General features: G+C 71.3%; 17 protein-coding genes. 4 read left to right on the top strand and 13 right to left on the bottom strand.

All coding sequences use genetic code 11. The annotated features are described in order from the left end of the window. Positions 1-9: 9 nt before the first annotated feature. The 3 genes from DEU34_RS02895 to DEU34_RS02905 are packed head-to-tail and all read right to left on the bottom strand — an operon-like array spanning position 10 to position 3,571. Positions 10-849: an ATP-binding cassette domain-containing protein gene (locus DEU34_RS02895; protein WP_121148704.1), complete on the bottom strand. Its 840-nt coding sequence runs from the start codon at positions 847-849 to the stop codon at positions 10-12. Beyond that, positions 846-2,633, bottom strand: a complete 1,788-nt coding sequence (locus DEU34_RS02900) for a dipeptide/oligopeptide/nickel ABC transporter permease/ATP-binding protein (RefSeq protein WP_121148706.1) — start codon at positions 2,631-2,633, stop codon at positions 846-848. Before DEU34_RS02900 ends, DEU34_RS02895 begins: the two co-directional genes overlap by 4 nt. Further along, on the bottom strand, positions 2,630-3,571 hold the full coding sequence (locus DEU34_RS02905) for an ABC transporter permease (RefSeq protein WP_121148708.1): 942 nt from the start codon (positions 3,569-3,571) through the stop codon (positions 2,630-2,632). Before DEU34_RS02905 ends, DEU34_RS02900 begins: the two co-directional genes overlap by 4 nt. 231 nt (positions 3,572-3,802) lie before the next feature. Here DEU34_RS02905 and DEU34_RS02910 point away from each other — a divergent pair, with 231 nt between their 5' ends. After that, positions 3,803-4,462, top strand: coding sequence for a GntR family transcriptional regulator (locus DEU34_RS02910; protein ID WP_121148710.1), 660 nt, complete (start codon positions 3,803-3,805; stop codon positions 4,460-4,462). 29 nt (positions 4,463-4,491) lie between these two features. Here the strand turns inward: DEU34_RS02910 and DEU34_RS02915 are convergent, their stop codons facing one another. Further along, the gene (locus DEU34_RS02915) at positions 4,492-6,717 is read right to left on the bottom strand and encodes a glycoside hydrolase family 3 C-terminal domain-containing protein (RefSeq protein WP_121149683.1); all 2,226 of its coding nucleotides are present in this window, start codon (positions 6,715-6,717) and stop codon (positions 4,492-4,494) included. 2 nt (positions 6,718-6,719) lie between these two features. Further along, complete coding sequence (locus DEU34_RS02920) at positions 6,720-8,234, bottom strand: carboxylesterase/lipase family protein (protein WP_259460009.1); 1,515 nt, start codon at positions 8,232-8,234, stop codon at positions 6,720-6,722. A 140-nt stretch (positions 8,235-8,374) separates the two neighbouring features. Between DEU34_RS02920 and DEU34_RS02925 the strand changes: the two genes are divergently transcribed. From DEU34_RS02925 to DEU34_RS02935, 3 genes are read left to right on the top strand one after another with little or no spacing between them, the layout of a single operon-like run. Next, positions 8,375-9,703, top strand: coding sequence for an acyclic terpene utilization AtuA family protein (locus tag DEU34_RS02925; protein ID WP_121148714.1), 1,329 nt, complete (start codon positions 8,375-8,377; stop codon positions 9,701-9,703). Next, positions 9,700-10,026: a hypothetical protein gene (locus DEU34_RS02930; RefSeq protein WP_220659917.1), complete on the top strand. Its 327-nt coding sequence runs from the start codon at positions 9,700-9,702 to the stop codon at positions 10,024-10,026. Before DEU34_RS02925 ends, DEU34_RS02930 begins: the two co-directional genes overlap by 4 nt. Beyond that, positions 10,023-11,450: a carboxylesterase family protein gene (locus DEU34_RS02935; RefSeq protein WP_183042333.1), complete on the top strand. Its 1,428-nt coding sequence runs from the start codon at positions 10,023-10,025 to the stop codon at positions 11,448-11,450. The genes DEU34_RS02930 and DEU34_RS02935 overlap by 4 nt, the downstream gene beginning before the upstream one ends. A gap of 58 nt (positions 11,451-11,508) precedes the next feature. Here the strand turns inward: DEU34_RS02935 and DEU34_RS02940 are convergent, their stop codons facing one another. The 8 genes from DEU34_RS02940 to DEU34_RS02975 are packed head-to-tail and all read right to left on the bottom strand — an operon-like array spanning position 11,509 to position 19,690. After that, positions 11,509-12,150: a bifunctional 4-hydroxy-2-oxoglutarate aldolase/2-dehydro-3-deoxy-phosphogluconate aldolase gene (locus DEU34_RS02940; RefSeq protein ID WP_121148716.1), complete on the bottom strand. Its 642-nt coding sequence runs from the start codon at positions 12,148-12,150 to the stop codon at positions 11,509-11,511. A 44-nt stretch (positions 12,151-12,194) separates the two neighbouring features. Further along, positions 12,195-13,139: a phosphotriesterase gene (locus DEU34_RS02945; RefSeq protein ID WP_121148718.1), complete on the bottom strand. Its 945-nt coding sequence runs from the start codon at positions 13,137-13,139 to the stop codon at positions 12,195-12,197. Beyond that, the gene (locus tag DEU34_RS02950) at positions 13,136-14,623 is read right to left on the bottom strand and encodes a xylulokinase (protein ID WP_121148720.1); all 1,488 of its coding nucleotides are present in this window, start codon (positions 14,621-14,623) and stop codon (positions 13,136-13,138) included. The genes DEU34_RS02945 and DEU34_RS02950 overlap by 4 nt, the downstream gene beginning before the upstream one ends. Continuing rightward, positions 14,620-15,435 (bottom strand): GntR family transcriptional regulator, encoded by an 816-nt coding sequence (locus DEU34_RS02955; RefSeq protein WP_183042334.1) that lies wholly within the window; start codon positions 15,433-15,435, stop codon positions 14,620-14,622. The genes DEU34_RS02950 and DEU34_RS02955 overlap by 4 nt, the downstream gene beginning before the upstream one ends. Then, complete coding sequence (locus tag DEU34_RS02960) at positions 15,432-16,163, bottom strand: creatininase family protein (RefSeq protein ID WP_121148724.1); 732 nt, start codon at positions 16,161-16,163, stop codon at positions 15,432-15,434. The genes DEU34_RS02955 and DEU34_RS02960 overlap by 4 nt, the downstream gene beginning before the upstream one ends. Continuing rightward, positions 16,160-17,170, bottom strand: coding sequence for an ABC transporter permease (locus tag DEU34_RS02965; RefSeq protein WP_121148726.1), 1,011 nt, complete (start codon positions 17,168-17,170; stop codon positions 16,160-16,162). The genes DEU34_RS02960 and DEU34_RS02965 overlap by 4 nt, the downstream gene beginning before the upstream one ends. Further along, positions 17,167-18,210 (bottom strand): ABC transporter permease, encoded by a 1,044-nt coding sequence (locus DEU34_RS02970; protein ID WP_183042335.1) that lies wholly within the window; start codon positions 18,208-18,210, stop codon positions 17,167-17,169. The genes DEU34_RS02965 and DEU34_RS02970 overlap by 4 nt, the downstream gene beginning before the upstream one ends. Continuing rightward, complete coding sequence (locus DEU34_RS02975) at positions 18,203-19,690, bottom strand: sugar ABC transporter ATP-binding protein (RefSeq protein ID WP_183042336.1); 1,488 nt, start codon at positions 19,688-19,690, stop codon at positions 18,203-18,205. The genes DEU34_RS02970 and DEU34_RS02975 overlap by 8 nt, the downstream gene beginning before the upstream one ends. Between the last annotated feature and the right edge of the window lie 24 nt (positions 19,691-19,714).

Here is a 19,714-nt window from a genome sequence, read left to right on the forward strand (position 1 = left end):
GTCGGTGGGTCAGGGGCGGGACAGGGAGGCGAGACGGCGGCGTTCGGCGCGCCGCTCCGCTTGAGCCGCAGGGTCGGCGAGGGGAGCGGCGAACATGAGCTGCTGCGTGTAGGGGTGCGTCGGCGAGCTGGTGACCGCATCGGCCTCGCCCTGCTCGACGATGCCGCCGCGGTACATGACGGCGACCTCGTGGCTGATGTAGCGCACGACCGAGATGTCGTGCGTCACGAAGAGGTAGGCCACGCCCGTGCGCTGCTGGATGTCGATGAAGAGCTCGAGCACCCTCGACTGCGTCGACAGGTCGAGGCCCGAGACGGGCTCGTCGCACACGATCAGTCGTGGGCGAAGCGCCAGCGCCCGCGCGATGGCGACGCGCTGCCGCTGGCCGCCCGAGAAGTCGCGCGGCAGACGCTGCCCCGCGTCGGAGGGGAGGCCCACCTGGTCGAGCAGCTCGGCGACCCGGCGACGGGCCTCGGCAGCCGGCGTCCCCTGCACCATGAGCGGTTCGGCGAGGATGCTCTCGACCGTCATGACCGGGTTCAGCGACGTGTAGGGGTCTTGGAAGACGACCTGGATCTCGCTGCTGATCTCGCGGCGCTCGCGGCGGTTCAGGTGCGTGATGTCGCGGCCGCGATACGAGATCGTGCCCTCGGTGACGGGGGCGAGCCCGAGCACCGCCCGGCCCAGCGTGGTCTTCCCCGACCCCGACTCGCCCACGAGACCCATCGTCTGACCCTCGTGGATATCGAGGGTGACGTTCTCAAGAGCCCGGAACGGGGGCTTACGGAAGCCCTTCGTGGGGTAGTCGACGGCGATGTTCGCGATGGACAGCAACGGCTCGGCGCTCATGCGTTCGATCCCTTCGACTGCGCGCGGTCGCGCTGCGAACGCGGCTCGACGTCGTCGAGCGTGGAGTCCAGCAGCATCCGCGTGTACGGGTGGCGGGGGCGCGCGAACAGCTCGGTCACGCTGTTCTCCTCGACGATGCGACCGCCGCGCATCACCGCGACGCGATCGCAGATGTCGGCGACGACGCCGAAGTTGTGGGTGACGAGGATGACGGCCATGCGCCGCTCGCGCTGCAGGTCGCGCAGCAGGTCGAGCACCTCGGCCTGCACGGTCACGTCGAGGGCCGTCGTCGGCTCGTCGGCGATCAGCAGGTCGGGATCGCACGAGACGGCCCCGGCGATGAGAACGCGCTGCGCCATGCCGCCGGAGATCTCGTGCGGGTACGCCGCGAAGACCCGCGCGGGATCGGCGATGCCGACCCGCTCCAGAAGCGCGAGCGCCTTCTCTTTCGCGGCGGCGCGCGACAGCCCGAGCACGGCGGTCATCGGCTCGACGAGCTGGCTCCCGATCGTGAACGACGGGTCGAGGTTGCTCATCGGCTCCTGAGGGATGTAGCCGATGCGACGCCCCCGCAGACCGCGGCGCTCGCGGGCCGAGAGATCGACGACGTTGCGGCCGTCGACGACGATCTCGCCCGAGATCACCCGCCCGGGGGTGGGAAGCAGGCCCATGATGCTGAAGGCCGTCTGCGACTTGCCCGAGCCCGACTCGCCGACCAGGCCGAGCACCTCGCCGCGCTCGACGTGCAACGACACGTCCTTGACGACGACCCGGTCGCCGCCGCCGTTCTGGGGGTAACCGACCCGGAGGTGCGACACGGAGAGAAGGGTGTCGGCACCGGGCGAGGTGACCGGCGGCACCGGCTCGTTCACGGCGTCGACCGCGTCGTCTTCGCCCGGCGTGGCCGCCGCGCCGCGGCTGTCGTCGAGCGCATCGCGCACCGAGTTGGCCAGGAGGGCCAGCGACAGACAGGTCACACCGATGACGAGGCCGGGCCAGAGGATGAGGGTCGGCGCCTGGTAGATCTTCGCGAAGCCCTCGTTGAGCATGCCGCCCCACGTGGGGATGCTGATGTCGCCGAGGCCGAGGAACTCCAGCCCCGCCTGGATGCCGATCGCCACGCCGGCGACCATCGCGCTCTGGATGAAGATGGGCGCGCGCACGACGAACAGCACGTGGCGGCCGATGATGCGGGCGTCGCTCAGTCCCGACACGCGTGCGGCGTCGACGTAGAGCTCATTGCGCACCGCGCCCACCGAGTTGCGCACGAGGCGGAAGAACCCGGGGGAAAGCAGGATGCCGAAGATCGCCATCGACAGCCACATCGAGGGTCCGACCACGGCCCGCACCGCGAGCAGCACGAGGATGGCCGGCAGCGCCATGAGCAGGTTGGTGGTCCAGTTGGCCACGGTGTCGAACGTGCGACCGTAGAAGCCGGCGATGAGACCGGTGGGCACACCGATGACCAGGGCGACGAGCAGAGCGATCGCCGCGCCCGCGAGGCTGAACTGGCCGGCGAACAGCAAACGGCTGAACACGTCGCGGCCGGCGGAGTCGCCGCCGAGCAGGTGGTCGGGTCCGATCGGGGCGAGGACGTTCTCGAGCGCCGAGGCGTTCGGGTCTTGCGGGGCCAGGAGCGGCGCCAGCAGGGCGCTGAGCAGGATGACGCCGAACAGGATGGTCGAGATCCACGCGAGCGGGTCGCGGGCGAGACGGCCGAAGACGCCGATCTGCGCGCGGGGCACGGTGAGGGTCTTGGTCAGGGGGAGTGTCGAGGCGCTCATGCGATTCTCGCCTTCGGGTTCAGCCAGCCGTTGAGGATGTCCATCGTCAGGTTGACGATGACGACGAGGACGGCCGTGACCACGACGACCCCCATCACGATCGGGATGTCGCCGCGGGTCGTGGCGGTGACGGCGAGGAGCCCGAGGCCGGGGAGCGCGAAGATCTGCTCGACGATGACCGCGCCGCCGAGGAGACCGACGAACTGGAGGGCGAGCACCGTCAGCGCCGGGCCGCTCGCGTTGCGCAGCACGTGCTTGCCGATCACCCGCACGGGCGAGAGGCCTCGACTGTAGAGCGTGCGCACGTAGTCCTGGCGCAGCGTGCCGATGACCGAGCTGCGCACCTGCTGGGCGATGCCGGCGATGCCGCCGATGACCAGGGCGGTGATGGGCAGTGTGACGGTGGACAGCCACCCCGGGAACGAGGTCGTGATGGGCACGAACCCGGTGGCGGGGAAGAGCCGGAGGTCGATCGCGAAGAAGCGCACCAGCATGAGCGCGAGCCAGAAGCCGGGGAGCGCGAAGCCCAGGACGATCACGACCTGCAGAACGCGGTCGAGCCAGCCGCGGCGTACGGCGGCTGCCACCCCGAGCACGACGGACACGACGGCGGCGACGATCGTCGTACCGATGACGAGCGAGAGGGTGACGGGCAGGCGCGTGGCGATGGCGCTCGAGACCACCTCGCCGCTGAACCACGAGCGTCCGAGGTCGCCCTGCAGCGCATCGGTGAGCCAGCCGAGGAAGCGTTCGAAGAACGGCCGGTCGAGTCCGAGTTCGGTGGCCTTGAGCGCCACCTGCTCCTCGGTGGCGCGCTGCCCGAGGATGGTGCGCGCGATGCCGGGGCCCGAGAGCATCAGGAACGAGTAGGTGAGGCAGCTGATGACGAACAGCAGCACGACCCCCGAGCCCACCCGCTTGAGCACGAACTTCAGCACGATGCGCCCGTCGAGCTCCGGAGCTGCCGCAGGCGCGTGGCGGGCGAACTCTTCGGGGAGGGGAGGCCTTCGCCGAACTTCCTCATGCGTGTCCTCTACGTCATTGTGAAAGGACCCACTGTGACCATTGGATACCGTGGGTTACCTGGATGCAGTGGATACACTACTCAGCATCCCCTGCGAAGTGCAAACTGGCTACGCAGCATTCGCCACCCCTAAGGAGTTCCGCCGGTGAAACCCGATCAGATCGCTCGCCTGCTCGCCCAGGCCATCCGAGAGGGCCTCTACGCGCCGGGGTCTTCGCTGATCCAGGAAGATCTGGCCAGCCGGTTCCGCGTCAGCCGGAGCCCCATCCGCGAAGCGCTGCGCATGCTCTCGGCCGAAGGGCTGATCATCATGCCGCCGGGCGGTCAGGGCGCCACCGTGCGCACGCTCACCCGCGACGAACTGATCGAGATCTACGACCTCCGCCTGCTGATCGAGCCGTCTCTGGCGAAGCCGATCGTCGCCCGCGGGACGGCCGCCGAGGTCGACGCGCTGCGCCGGCTCGACGACCAGATGGCGGCGGCGACCGAGGTGAGCGCGTGGATGCGGCTGAACTTCTCGTTCCACGAGCTGATGTACGAGATGGCCGGGAGGCCGCACACGTCGGGGATGGTCGCCAACCTGCTCAGCCTGTCGCAGCCCTACTCCCGCCACAACATCGACAAGCTCGGCGGGCGCGAGCAGGCGACCTCCGAGCACGCCCTGATGGTCGCGGCCATCGAGACGCGAGATGCCGATGAGCTCGCGCGTCTGATCACGGATCACCTGAACCACGCGCGCACGCGCCTGCTCGACTCGCTCCCTCCCGCGGAGGAGAGCGACCCGCTGGCGATCCTCCGGGGCTGAGGTCGTCAGGCTCAGCCCCGAAGGACTCCTCAACCGACCAGGCGCCTGATCTCGTCGTCGCTGAGGCCCATCATGCGCAGCCGGCCGGCCGGGAACGACACGTTCAGACCGCCCATCTCGGTCTCGGGGTCGAGCAGCTGCATGAGAAGGCCACCCTGCTCCCCGCGCGACGCGGCGATCTCGCGCATCACGGCGCTCGCCGCCGGGTCGCGGGCGATCTCGCCGAGCGACGACGACTCGCTCAGAGGCAGCGTGACGACGTCGCCCTCGAGGTCGAGCTCCATGGTGTGCCGGATGTCGCGGCTCGAGGCGCCGATGTCGAAGCGGTACGTGCCGGACTCGAGGATCCACTGGTCGACGCGTCGATCCCAGTAGGTCAGATCGGCGCGCCGCACGGTCATCTCGACGCGCGTCGAGGCGCCCGCGGCGAGCTCGACGCTCGCGAATCCGCGCAGTTCGCGCGGCGCGCGCTGCACCTCGGTGCGGGGGAGTCCGGAGTACACCTGCACGACCTCGCGGCCGGCGCGCAGACCCGTGTTCGTCACGGTGACCTGCACCTCGACGTCGCCGCTCGCGGTCACCGTCGCCGACGCGTCGGAGTAGGAGAACGAGGTGTAGCTCAGGCCGTGCCCGAAGGGGAAGGCCACCTCGACGTCGCGGGCGTCGTACCAGCGGTAGCCGACGAACAGCCCCTCCGAGTAGCGGACGTGTCCGAACTCTCCCGGGAAGTCGAGGAAGGCGGGGGAGTCGCTCAAGCGCAGCGGCACGGTCTCTGCCAGCCGGCCCGACGGGTTGACGATGCCGAACAGCACATCGGCGGTGGCCCCGCCGCCGGCCTGACCGAGCAGCCAGCCGTCGAGGATGGCCGGGACGCGGTCGGCGAACGGCAGCGCGACGACCCCGCCGTGCGAGAGCACGACCACGGTGTGCGGGTTCGCCGAGAGCACCGCGTCGAGAAGGTCCAGCTGGTCGGCGGGCAGATCGATGTGCGCGCGGTCGGCGCCCTCGGTCTCGTCCTTCGCGGGAAGGCCCAGGAAGACCACGGCGACATCGGCGGCCGCGGCCGCATCGATGGCCTCCGAGCGCAGGCGCGCCAGCTCGTCAGCATCCGCCCGTCCGTCGAGATCGAAGCCGCGCGCGTAGGTGACCTCCGAGGCGGTCGCGCGCTGGATCTCGTCGCGCGCGATGTCGAGCCGCGTCGGGTTGATCAGCGACGACCCGGCGCCCTGGAAGCGGGGGCGCTCGGCGAACTCGCCGATCACCGCCACCCGCGCCGACGGCGACAGCGGCAGCAGGTCGCCCTCGTTCTTCAGCAGCACCAGCGAGCGACCCGCCGCCTCGCGGGCGAGCGCGTGGTGCGCGTCGTGGTCGACCGTCGACGCGGTGCGCGGCGTCGCTCGCGTGCGCTCGGCCAGCGTGCGCAGGCGCTCGACGGCGACGTCGAGCACGCCGGCGTCGAGGCTGCCGTCTTCGACCGCCGACACGATCTGCGCGTCGGTGCGCCCGTCGTTGCCGGGCATCTCGAGGTCGAGGCCCGCGGCGAGGGCCGCGACGCGATCGTCGACCGCGCCCCAGTCCGACATGACGATGCCGTCGAAGCCCCACTCATCGCGGAGCACGCTGGTGAGCAGCCACCGGTTCTGCGACGCGAACACCCCGTTGATCCGGTTGTAGGAGCACATGACGGTCCACGGTTTCGCGTCTTCGACGACGCGCTGGAACCCGCGCAGGTAGATCTCACGCAGCGCTCGCGGATCGACGTCGCTCGAGACGCGCATGCGATCGTGTTCCTGGTTGTTGGCCGCGAAGTGCTTGAGAGAGGCGCCGACGCCCCGCGACTGCACGCCCCGCACCCAGGCCGCGCCCAACTCGCCCGAGACCAGCGGGTCTTCGGAGAAGTACTCGAAGTTGCGCCCGCACAGCGGGGAGCGCTTGATGTTGACCCCGGGGCCGAGGAGCACGTCCACGTCGGCGGCCGCCGACTCGTCGCCCAGTGCCCTTCCGACCCGCTCGACGAGCTCGACGTCGAACGAGGAGGCCATCCCCGCCGCCGGCGGGAAGCACGTGGAGGGAACGCTGTCGGCCAGATCGAGCTGCTCGCTGCTCTCGCGCTGGCGGCGCACGCCGTGGGGTCCGTCGGTCAGCATCAGGGAGGGGATCCCCGCACGCTCGACGGCCTCGGTGTGCCAGAAGTCGCTCCCGCTCGTGAGGGACGCCTTCTCTTCGGTGGTCAGGGACGGATTCGTGTCGGTCATCATCAGGCTTTCTGAGCGGTGTCGGTGGATGCGGCGGACTCTGCCGCCGGTGAGTGGGGGGTCGGTCTCGGTGCGCGACGGGCGAGCACCCGAGCCGAGAGGTAGCCGTCAGCGGGCTCCTCGCCGCCCGAGAAGACCTCGACATTCACCTCGGTCGAGCTCGTCCTCTCCCACCCGGGATCGCCGTGGGTGATGAAGGCGACATAGGCCGCGTGCACCGCATCCGCCAGGGACTGGGGCGCATCGGGGCCGGCGACGCGCGCGACCTCGGGCGCATCGAGCACGTCGAACGCGAAGGGCACGTCGAGGCAGTGCTCGGCCGCACCCGACGTGCCGGAGCGCCACGTGAAGTCGTACACCCAGGTGGGCGCGGAGCGGCGGCTCTCGACCCAGCGCACGATCCGCTCGCGGAACATCACGTCGGTGACCCAGCGGCCGGCGAGGATGGCAGTGGGAAGGTCGGACAGGGCCTGTGCGTACCGTTCGGCGGTGTGCGCGTCGGCGCCCAGCAGGTCGAGGGCCTCGGCGGCCTCGACGTCGTGGAACATCTCGACGTTCGAGGCGAAGAACGAGCCGAACTCCTCGAGGGTCGCTCCGACGAGGAGGGGTTTGTCCGCGCCGCGCCCCTCGGCCAGGGCGGTGTCGACATCGGTCGGGTGCAGGTCGCCGTCGACGATGGGGCCGAACGGGAGTGTGCCGTCCATCTTGGCCATGGCGCGCAGGATCCCGCGCGACCCCGGGTTGTCGGTCATGTCTTCGCCCCAGCCCTGCGCGGCGATGAGGGCGGCCTCGTCGACGCTCGCGAAACCGGCGGCGGTGGCCGGCACGCCCAGCTCCGCGGCCATGCGCAGCGCCGTCTGGCGGGCTCCCTCGAGGGGGACGTCGGAGGGCACCCCCGAGACGCTGATGGCGGAGCGGAAGAGCGCCTGCGCGCGCGGCATGGTCAGGAGCGTCATCACCGCCCCACCGCCCGCGGACTGGCCGGCGATCGTGACGCGTTCGGGGTCGCCGCCGAAGCGGGAGATGTTCTGCTGCACCCACTCGAGGGCGAGGATCAGGTCGAGCACGCCGCGGTTGAGCGGGGCGTCGGGGAGCCAGCCGAAGCCGTCGAAGCCGAGCCGGTAGGACGGCACCACCGTCACCACGCCGTCGCGCGCGAATGAGCGCCCGTCGTACCAGGGGCTGGCGGGCGAGCCGGCGACGTACCCGCCGCCGTGGATCCACACCATCACGGGGAGGGCTCCGCCGCCGTCGGCCGCGGGGGTGAACACGTTCAGGTTGAGGACGTCGTCGCCCGGGATCGAGGGCTCGGGGATCGTGGTGATCTCGGAGAGGGTGCGTCGCTGGGGCGTCGCCCCGAAGGAGTCCGCCTCTCTGACCCCGCTCCACGCCGCGCGGGGCTGCGGGGCGGCGAACCGCAGATCGCCGTAGGGCGGTTCGGCATAGGGGATGCCGAGAAAGGCCTCGGAACCGTCAGCCCGGCGGGTGCCGCGCACCGTTCCGGACGTTGTCTCCACGATGGGTCGATCGCCATTGACACTCAAGGTCGGTTCCTCTCCGAACGCAGCCGGGAGGGCCCCGACAGTCCATTGTGTACACTGTAGCCAATGCGTGCAAACCTCCCGTCTGCCCGCCGGAAGTGAATGGAATCGCACGGATGAGTGATCTGTACCGCATCGGCGCGGGCGCCGGATTCGCCGGCGATCGCCTCGACCCCGCCCGGCTCCTCGCACGAGACGGAGCGCTGGACGCGATCGTGTTCGAGTGTCTCGCGGAGCGCACGGTCGGGCTCGCGCAGCAGCGTCGCTCGTCGGGGGGCGTGGGCTTCGACGCCCGCACCGTGGACCGCATCGTCAGCGTGGCCGAGTCGATGCGCAGCCGCGGGGGCATCATCGTCACCAACGGCGGTGCGGCCGATCCGGTAGGAGCGGCGCACCTCACCTCGTCGCGTCTGGAGGGCATCGCTCCCGGCTCCGTGGTGGCAGCGGTCTCGGGCGACGACGTCCTCGCCAGCATCGACCGGTCGCAGGCGCGCGTCGACGGAACCGACCAGACCCTCGCCGACCTCGGTGACCGAGTCGTGTCGGCCAATGCCTACCTCGGCATGGCCGGCATCGTCGACGCCCTCGATCTCGGCGCCAACACGATCATCACCGGTCGCGTCAGCGACGCCGCTCTCTTCCTCGGTCCTCTCGCCCACCGGTTCGGCTGGGCTCCCGACGACTGGCGCTCCATCGCGGAGGGTACGCTCGTGGGCCACCTGCTCGAGTGCGCCGGTCAGCTCACCGGCGGCTACTTCGCCGACGGCGTCTCGAAGACGGTGCCGCATCTGGCGACGCTCGGCTTCCCGTACGCCGACGTCCGCAGCGACGGCGCCGCGGTCTACGGCAAGGTCGACGGCACCGGAGGGCGCCTGGACGGCATGACGGTGCTCGAGCAGCTGCTCTACGAGATCGACGACCCGCAGGCGTACCTCACGCCCGACGCGATCGTCGACCTGAGCGCGGTATCGGTGGACGAGGTCGGGCCCTCCCGTGTGTCGGTATCGGGCGCCCGCGCGAACGGACGACCCGAGCGCCTCAAGGTATCGGTGGGCGTTCGCGACGGCTTCGCCGCGGTGGCGTCGATCAACTACGGCGGGTACCGCGCCGTCGCACGCGCGCGTCTGGCCGCCGAGATCATCCACGAGCGCTGGCAGGACGTGCTCGGGTGGGACGACGAGATCCATTGCGAGTACGTGGGGCACAACGCCCTCAGCCCGTGGGCGGCTCCGTCGGCGGAGCCGACCGAGGTGCAGGTGCGGTTCAGCACGCGGACGCTGCGCGCCGAGGTCGCCCGCAGCCTCGTGCACGAGATCGAAGCGCTCTACACCAACGGCCCCGCGGGCGGGGGCGGCGTCTCCGGCAGCATCACCGAGACGATCGGCATCGTGTCGACGTTCATCGACCGCGACGAAGTACAGACGAAGGTGGAGATGGTCTCGTGAAGACTCCCTGTCTCGGCGACATCGCCCACGCACGCGCCGGCGACAAAGGCGACACGTCGATCCTGATGATCGCCCCCTACGACCGGGCCGACTACGCGGCGCTCTGCGCGCGACTGTCGCCGACGCGCATCGCCGCGCAGTTCGGAACCGTCGAGGGAAGGGTCTCGGTGAGGCCGTCGCCCGGACTGTCGGCTCTGACCATCGTGCTGCGGGCGCAGCTGAACGGCGGCGTCACCCGCGCCACCACGATCGACCCCCACGGGAAGAGTCTCAGCGGCTGCCTGCTCGACATGCCCCTCTTCGACGAGGCCGGCGCGTCGTGACCGGCGACACGATCGTCCGCACCCCGTCGGGGGCCGTGCGCGGGGTCGTCGAGGGCGGGGTGCGCAGGTGGAGCGGCGTGCCCTTCGCGCACGTGCCCGACCGCTTCCGTCGTGCGGTGCCGGCACAGTGGGGCGGGGTATTCGACGCCACGCAGTGGGGACCGGCGCCCTGGCAGCCGTTGCCGGCGTTCGACGACCCGGCCGCCCCCTTCGCGGAAGACTGCCTGAACGTCGTGGTGTGGGCGCCGGCGGAGATGACCGGTCCGCTGCCCGTGCTGGTCTGGATCTACGGCGGGGGCTTCGAGCAGGGCTCGAACGCCTCCCCGCTGTCGCGGGGCGATGCGCTCGCCGCCGCGGGCGACATGATCGTCGTCGCGGTGAACTACCGCATCGGCGCCCTGGGCTGGGCCGAGCTCGCTCATCTCGGCGGCCCGTTCGCCGAGGCGTCGAACCTCGGACTGCGCGACATCGTCGCCGGACTGCAGTGGGTGCAGTCGCACATCGCCGACTTCGGCGGAGACCCCCAGCGGGTGACGGTGATGGGCGAGAGCGCCGGATCGTTCGCCGCGTGCGCGCTGCTCGGCGTGCCGCACGCGGTGACCCTGTTCTCCTCGCTCGCCGCCTTCTCGGGCTGCGCCTCGCGCATCGTGCCGATGGATCAGGCGCGCGGACTGGGCGAAGACATCTTGTCAGCCCTCGACGGCGACCCGATGAGCGCGTCACCGGAAGCGTGGCTCGATGCCCAGCGGCGCGCCACCCCGAGAGACATCGGCGCGCGCAACTCGGCGCGGCCACGCACGCTGGGAGTGGTGGACGACAGCGCCGTCGAGCACGGATTGCTCACGCGTCACCCGCTCCAGGCGGCACGCGAGGGCATCTGGGCGGGCAAGCGGCTGCTCGTGGGTACGACGCGCGACGAGGCGACGTTCTTCCCCCAGCCCGACGACCTGACCGCCGACGCGCTGCGTGCCGACGTCGTCGAGTGGACGAATGATCCGCGCGCCGCGGCCGTCGTCGACGCGTACCTCGCCGACGGAGACCCGCTCGCCGACACACGCCGCCGCATCATCACCGACTGGGTCTATCGCCTGCCCACCGCCCGGCTGGCCCGCGCCGTCGCAGACTCGGGCGGGAGCGCCCATCTCAGCATGGTGGGGCGCGTCGACGGTCGCCCCGCCCCGCACGGCGTCGACGTGCCGGGGCTCTTCGGGCGCACCCTGCCGACGAGCGATGCCGGCGAGCGGGCCCGCGACGCGCAGATCACCGACGCGATCCGGCGCTTCGTGCGCGACGAGATGTCATGGACCCCGCTCGAGCCGGGTGCTTCCCGGGCGCGGGCGGCGACGTTCGGCGATGCGTCCTTCGACGCGGGCGCGGCGTACGACGACGTCACGGCCCGGTGGCACACGATCGAGCGCCCCTGACGACCACTCGGTCATCAGGGGCGCTCCCCGTCGGGTGCCGGGCCTCGGCCCGGGTCGGTCAGGCTCGGGCGGTGCGCAGCGCCTGGAGGAAGTGGCGAGCGTTCGCCCGGATCGTCTCGGCATCGCCGTCGCGCACCGCGGCCGCCGGCAGCAGCTCGCTGCCCGCGCCGACGGCCACGGCGCCGGCGGCGAGCCAGTCGCCCAGGTTCTCGGCGTTCACGCCCCCGGTGGGGATGCAGGTGACGTCGGGGAACGGGCCGCGCAGCGCCTTGAGCGCTGCCGGTCCGCCGATGCTGCCCGGGAAGAACTTCACCACGTCGACGCCGATCCGGCGAAGGCGCTGCACCTCGGTGGGGGTGTAGCCGCCGATCATCGACATCGCCCCCGACGCCATGATCGCGGGGGTCACCTCGTCGTCGAACCCGGGGGAGACGAGGAACACCGCCCCGGCCGCGCGTGCCTCCTCGACCTGCGCGACCGTGGTCAGGGTGCCGGCACCGAGCAGCACGCGATCACCGAACCGCTCCGCGACGCCGGCGATGACCGCCCCCGCATCCGGAGTCGTGTACGTGACCTCGATCGCGACGAGGCCCTCCTCGACCAGGGCGTCGACGGCGCGGTAGGCCGCGTCGGCGCTCGGGGCGCGCAGGGTCGCGATGACACCGGCGTCGGAGATGGCGGGCAGGGGGGCGTGGGGCATGACGGTTCCGTTCGAGGTGGTGCGGGTGCGGGCGGAAGCGCGGCTCAGTAGGGCTCGCCGAAGGTGAAGTAGCGCTTCGGGTTCTCGACGAAGAACAGGCGCACCAGCTCGTCGATGTCGGCCTGCGAGTAGTGGCGCTGGGCGAGCTCGTCGCGGAAGCGCGGCAGCCAGGCGCCGGCGATGTAGTGCAGGCCCGGGCCCCCGGTGTAGGCGGTGAGGTCGGTGCGACGTGCGAGATCGCCACCGATGAGGATGCGGTCGGCGTACCCGGCTTCGACGACGTCGAGGATCACGTGGATGCGCGTGCTCTCGGGGAAGTATTTGATCTTCGCGAACCCGTCGTAGCAGAGGTAGGTGCCGCGCTTCGCGATCTGCTTGTGCACGTAGGGGTCGGGGTTACGCATGAGGTGCACGATGCCGACCCGGTTGAGGTCGACGCCCTCCTCCTCGAGCATGTCGAGCTGGGTGATCGCCATCGTGCCCGTCTCGGTGTGGCCGTGCAGCACGGCGCCGGTCTGGCGGTGGGCGCGTGCGGCGGCGCGCAGCACGCGGTCTTCGGCGGGGGTGACCCGGTTGTAGCTCGTGCCGTACTTGATGGCACCGGCGCGCACGGTCGTGCCGTTCATGCCGGTGGTGACGTCGGCGACGATCTGCGCCTGCAGCTGCTCGATCGAGTGATCGGCGAGCAGGTCGTCGAACCATTCGCCCTTGTTGAACCCGCCGCACGCGATGATCTGCAGGCCGGTCTCCTCCGAGATGCGGCGCAGGTCTTCGGGCTGACGCGAGTAGTCCCACGCCGATGCCTCGTACAGGCTCTTCACTCCGACGTCGAGGGCCGCCTGGGCCTCGACCTTCGCCATGGCCGGGTCGAGGATCACGAGATCTTCGTCGACCCGTTTGTGCGCGGGAGGTGCGCCGAGCAGGTGCTCGTGCGAGTAGGTGAAGCCGAGGTCGTCGGAGTGGATGTCTCCGGTGACGGTGCGGATCATGTTGCTGCTTTCTGTGACGGGGGATCGGGGGTGTGGGGCTGCCGCTCGAGCTCGAGGAGCGCGCGGCGCACGGTGCGGAAACGGTCGTGGCGGCGACGCCAGGCGTCGGCGAAGGAAGGCCGGGGGAGCACCGCGCGCTCGGCGCGGGGCGCGTGCACCCGGTGGCCGACGGCGGCCCACCCGAGCTGGGCGGCGCCGACCGCGGCGAGGTCGGCCTGGGCGACCACGCGCACCGGAAGGCCGGTCACGTCGGCGATGATCTGCGGCCACGCGGCGACGTTCGTCCCCCCGCCGCACGCGGTGATGTGACGGTACGGGGTGGCGCGGTCGTGCTCGAGCCTGTCGATGAGATCGGCCAGGTCGAAGGCGATCGCCTCGAGCGCCGCCGACACCATTCGCGGTGCGCTCGTCGTCGGTGTGAGGCCGATGACCGCCCCGGTAGCGCGCTCGTCGAAATCGGGGCTCCCCGTGCCGGCGAGGTAGGGGAGGAAGCACAGCGGATCGTCGGGGTCGGGATCAGACGGCGCCTCCGCGATCGCCGCGGCGCCGACGGTGGCTCGCAGCCAGTTCAGCGCGAGCCCGCCGGTCAGCAGCGAGGCCAGCGCGAATCGCGTGCCGTCGACGGCCGGATGCTGCGTGAAGGCGCCGTCGGCGAAACCCGAACCCGAGGCCGGATCGATGGCGGCCATCATCACGGCGGAGGTGCCCAGTGCCACGGCCACCTCGTCGCCGTCGATGCCCCCGAGCCCCTCGAGCGTCGCGGCGACATCGCCCGCACCGATCGCGACCGGCACCCCGAGCGGCAGGCCGAACGCGGCCGCGGCGCCCTCGTGCACGGTGCCGGCCGTCGACGAGCTCGGGAGCACGGCGGGGAAGAGGTGACGGGGGAGCCCCACCGCGGCGATGAGGTCGTCGTCCCACTGGCCGTCCGGGCGCAGCAGCAGGGCGTTCCACGCATCGGTCGCGTCGGTGGCGATGTCGCCGGTGAGCGTGGCGCGCAGGTAGTCCTTCGCCGAGAGATAGGCGCGGGCGTGGGTGAGCGTCTCGGGGTAGCGCGACTGCCACCACAGCAGGCTCGAGAGGGAGAACACGGCACTCGGCAGATTGCCCGACTGGTGCAGCATCCGCGCCGTGATGTCGTCGTCGAGCGCGCGCAGCTCGTCGGCGCCCCGCCGGTCGGCGAGCAGCAGGGCGGGCACCACCGGATCGAGGGCGCCGTCGACCAGCACGACGGCGCTCATGTTGCCGCTCAGCCCGATCGCCGAGACCCGGCCGAGGTCGACCGAGGCGCCGAGCTCGGCCACCGCCCGCCGCGCCGAAGCGATCCATACGGCCGGATCGACCTGCACGCCGTCGGAGACGGGGTCGATACCGTGGTGGGCGCTCGCCACCGCGACGACGGTTCCCTCGGCGTCGAGAAGCAGCGCCTTCGTGCTGGTCGTGCCGAGGTCGATGCCCAGACTGAGCGCGGTCGTCGCGCTCACGGAGCCTCGGCGATCTGCGCGAGGCTGCGGTGGCTGTGGGCGTCGATGTGCAGCGACACCGCGAAGATCTCGCCCCGCACGTAGGAGATGGAGTACTCCACCGCGCGCTGGTCGTGCAGGTAGGCGGTGCGGGAGACCCGCATGACGGGGGTGTGGCGCGGGACGGCGAGGAGCGTCGCGGTCTCGGTGAGGGCGGATGCGGCGGTCCACTGCTCGTCGGCCGAGCACGGGCGGCCGGGCGAGCCGTCGATCCTCTCGAGCTGCTCGTAGAGCGACCCCTGCTCGATCGCCGAGCGGGTGAGCGTCGGCACGAGCGCGCAGGGGAGCCAGGAGGTGAGGTGCACGACGGGATCGCCGTCGCTGACGATGAGGCGCTCGACGCGCCACACGTCGTCGCCGGCGATGAGCCCGAGGGTCGCGGCGACCTCGCTGGGTGCGCCGACGACCTCGAGCGTGATGACCTGCTCGCGGGTCTGGCGGCCCGCGGCGCGGAGGTCTTCGCTGAAGGACGGGAGGATGCCCGCGCGGTTGGACCGGATGGCTCGGCTCGAATCGGCCACGAACGTGCCCCGGCCCTGACGGCGGATGACGAGGCCGCGCTGCTCGAGGTCGCGGAGGGCCTGGGTGGCCGTCGCCCGGCTCACCGACAGTCGCTGCACGATCTCGAACTCCGACGGCAACCGCACGCCCGGACGCTGATCGAGGATGACGGCCGCCAGCTGGTCGGCGATCTGACGGTAGCGACTCACGTGCGAGTCGGTGTCGAGGTCGCGCAGCACGTCGGCGCCGAGCGCCTCTTCGTCGTCTCTCACTTCTGCGCCTCTTTCCATGCCGTGATCAGACGCACGGCGGTCGCCACCACGTGGTCGACGATGCGCCGACCCTTCTCGGCGGTCGCGGCCGTCGCGTCGCCGAACACGCCGCTCTCGCTGATGGTGTCCCATCGCACCGGCGCGACGTCGAAATGCGCCGGGTAGTCGGGGTATTCGCTGACCGCGTCGGCCACGCGCACCACGTCGTCGCGCAGCGCCAGCATGATCGAGGTCTCGAGCTCGTCGGCGTGCATGATGGCGGGGTGGCTGCGCGGGCTCTCGGCCACCGCGGCGGCCACCTCGGCCAGCCCCGGGTAGGTCAGCGAGATCGCCGGCAGGCCGCCGAGCTCCTCGAGGGCGCGCGTGGCGGCCTTCATCGCGGCGGCGTTGCCCAGGTGCGCCGAGAAGAGGACGAGCCCGCGCACGCCGTTGCGGGCGAGCCCCTCGGCCAGGTCGACGATGAGCGAGACGAGCGTGTCGTCGCTGATCGAGAGGCTGCCGTCGAAGTACTCGAGCGACCACACCTGCCCGTACGGCAGCACGGGCAGCTCGATCAGACCGGCCTCATCGGCGAGCCGCGCCGAGAACGCCTCCGCGGCGAACGCGTCGGTGCCCAACGGCAGGTGCGGACCGTGCTCTTCGACCGCGCCGAGGCACAGCAGTGCCCACGGCTGCTTCTCGACGGCGCCGGCCACCTCGGGCCAGGTGAGGTCGGCCCACCGGGTCATCGTGCACCTCGCCGAGCCGACAGGCGCCCGTTGATCAGCAGCATCCCGATCAGCACGCCGCCGTTGACGATGAACTGCACGGGGGAGGGGATGTTGAACGAGTTGAGCACCGTGGTGAGGAAGGCCAGCGCCGCGACGCCGGCGAACGTGCCGACCATGCCGCCGGTGCCACCGGCGAGGGCGGCCCCCCCGATGACCGCGGCGACGACGGAGTTCAGCGCGTAGCTGTCGCCGGCGGTGAGAGACGGCGACCCCGAGTAGGCGATCAGCAGGATGCCGGCCATCGCCGCCAGCGTTCCGGAGGCGGTGTACGCGACGAGGGTGTGCCGGCGCACCGGCACGCCCGACAGCCACGACGCCCGGGGGTTCGCCCCGACGGCCTTGAAGCGCCGGCCGGCCACGGTGCCCGTGAGGATGAGTCCGACGATCACGAGCAGCACGATCCAGATGACGAGCGAGGCCGAGAAGGGGGTGCCGAAGAGGCGCCCGTCGGCCAGCACGCGCAGCTCGTCGGGAACGATGCCGCGCGGCTGACCGCGGGTGACCAGGGCATTCACGCCGCCGATGATCGTCGCCGTCGCCAGCGTGCCGAGGAGCGGGGGAATGCGGGTGAAGGCGAGCAGCACGCCGTTGACGAGGCCGATCGCGGCACCCATCAGCACGACGAGCGGCACGGTCGTCGCCAGGCTCGCGCCGGGAGCGGCGGAGAGCACCGCGGTCAGGATCGCGGCGGAGTTCATGACCGGGCCGACCGAGAGATCGAGGCCCCGGTTGATGATGACGATGGTCTGCGCGATGGCGACGACGCCCAGCGGTGCGGCGTTGGAGAGGATGCGCAGCAAGCGGTCGGGGTTGAACCCGTCGGACGTGCTGACGCCCAGCAGGATCAGACAGGCGAGAGTGAGACCGTACGCGACCCACAGCGAGGTGGGAACGCGCCCGAGGGCCGAGCCGAACCCCGAACGGGGCCGATCGGTGCGAAGCGGTGGCGAATCGAGGGCGGTCATCGCGCGGGCTCCGATCGGGTCTGGGCGGGGGCAGCATCCTTGTCTTTCGGCCTCAACCGCCACGGGATCTTCAGCCCCCGATCGGCCAGGCCGTACACGCCCATCGCGGCGATGAGCAGAACGCCCTTGAAGATGGTCTGGTAGTACGTGTCGGTGCCGGTCAGCGTGATCACCTGACCCACCACGGCGATGATGACCGCGGCGGGGAGGATGCTGAGGAGCGAGCCGATGCCGCCGGTGATGACGATACCGGCGACGAGCACCGTGGCGATCGAATCGATCACCGAACTGGCGCCGACGAGGGCATCGGCCGTGTACGTGCGCGAGGCGATCGCCATGCCGCCGAGGGACGCGAAGACCCCCGAGAGGCCGTAGACGAGCAGCGCCGAGCGGCGCACCGGGAAGCCCAGGCGCGTCGCGATGCGCTGGTCGTATCCCACGGCCTGCACGTAGCGGCCGGCGCGGCTCTGACCCATCCACGCCCAGGCGGCGACGAGCACGACGAGCGCGATGAGTGCGAACAGGGGGACAGCGCCGAGGCTCGTTCCGAGCACGGTCAGCAGCGGCAGGGGGATGCCGGCGCCCGGGGTCGACTGCAGGAGCAGGGCGAAACCCTGCACGACGCCGGAGGCGGCGAAGGTCATCAGCAGCGGGTTGATGCCCGCGATGACTCCGGAACCGTTCGCGAGACCCACCACGAGCCCGGCGATCAGCACGAGCGGGACGGCGACGGCGGCCCCGCCGGGAAGCACCGGGCTCAGAGAGAGCACCACGGTGGCGAGTCCGGCGATGGCACCGACGCTGAGGTCGATGCCGCCCCACATGACGACGATGCCCTGACCCACCGCGATCAGCACGATGGGGGCGAGCGACGCCAGGAGCGAATTGACGCTGACGGTGCTGCGGAAGGCGGGGAGGGCGATCGAGGCGATGACGATCACGGCGAGGGCGAGGATCCACAGGAACTTCGCGCGTGACAGCGCACGCAGCGACGTGGTCGAGAGGGCCTGGGGGCGGAAGGCTCTGGTGGCGCTAGACAACGGCGGTTCCTCCGGTGGCGAGGTGCATGACGGCGGTCTCGGTGGCGGTGCGGGAGTCGAGGCGACCGGTGATGCGGCCGGAGTACATGACGTACACCTCGTCGCTGAGCCCGAGGATCTCCTGCAGGTCGGTCGAGACGAGCAGCACGGCGACGCCCCGCTCGGTGAGTTCACGGATGCTCTGGTAGATCTGGGCGCGCGAGCCGACGTCGACGCCGCGCGTGGGGTCGTTCAGGACCAGAACCTCGAGGCCGTCGTCGACGAGCCAGCGGCCGATGAGCACCTTCTGCTGGTTGCCGCCCGACAGCTCGACGATCGGCTGGGTGAGAGCGGCGTGCTTCACCGCGAGGTGCGAGACCACCCGCTGGGCGATCTGACGTGCGCGGCGCGGGCCGACGATGCCGGAGGGGAAGAGTCGCGGCATGGCCGCCAGCAGGGCGTTGGCCGAGATCGACTGGTCGAGCAGCAGTCCGTCGAGGCGGCGGTCGGGGGCGACGTACCCGATGCCGGAACGCACCGCGTGGCGCGGGGAGCGCAGACGCACCGGGCGTCCGGCGCGGCGGAGCGTTCCGCTCGTGGGGGTGCGGACGCCCGCGACCACCTCGGCGACCTCCGACTGGCCGTGGCCCTCGAGTCCGGCGATCGCGGTGATCGACCCCGCGGTGACGCGGAGGTCGACGGAGGACAGGCTTCCCTCGAGCGAGACGTCGACCAGTTCGACGGCCGCGGGCCCGGCAGCATCCTTCTCGTCGCCGCGCGCCTCGCGCGAGGGGTAGAGGTCGCTCGCCTCACGGCCCACCATCGACGCGACCAGCTGATCACGGGTGCGGTCGGCCAGAGGGCCTTCGTCGACCTGCCGGCCGTCGCGCATGACGAGCACGCGATCGCAGAGCTCGAACAGCTCGTCCATGCGGTGCGAGACGAACACGACGGCTGTCCCCGCGGCGCTCAGTCGCCGCACGGCGGCGAAGAGCAGCTCGACCTGCGGGTTCTCGAGCGACGAGGTCGGTTCGTCGAGGATGAGGAGGGTCGGCGTCACCGCGATGGCCTTGGCGACCTCGAGCAGCTGGCGCTGGCCGACGGTGAGGTCGCCCACCGTCGCGTCCACGTCGATGTCGACGCCGAGGCCCGCCAGGGTGGAGCGGGCGACATCGCGCTTCGCCCGCTCCGACCGGTGGGTGGTGTCACCGTCGCCGAGGGACAGGTTCTCGGCGACGGTGAGGTTGGCGAACAGGCTCAGTTCCTGGTGCACCATCGACACCGCGCGGCCGCCCTCGGGAGGGTCGGCGATCGTGATCGATCCGGTGTCGGGGGAGAGCAGGCCCGAGAGCATGTTCATGAGGGTGGACTTGCCGGCACCGTTCTCGCCGACGAGGGCGAGGATCTCCCCGCGGTTCAGCGTCACGTCGACATCGACCACGGCGCGGGTGGCGCCGAACGACTTCGACACGTGTTGGCACGTCAGGGCGGGCTGAGACACGGGGGAGGTCCTCGTTTCGTGGGG

The organism is Microbacterium sp. AG1240 (assembly GCF_003635115.1).
Taxonomy (GTDB): Bacteria; Actinomycetota; Actinomycetes; order Actinomycetales; family Microbacteriaceae; genus Microbacterium.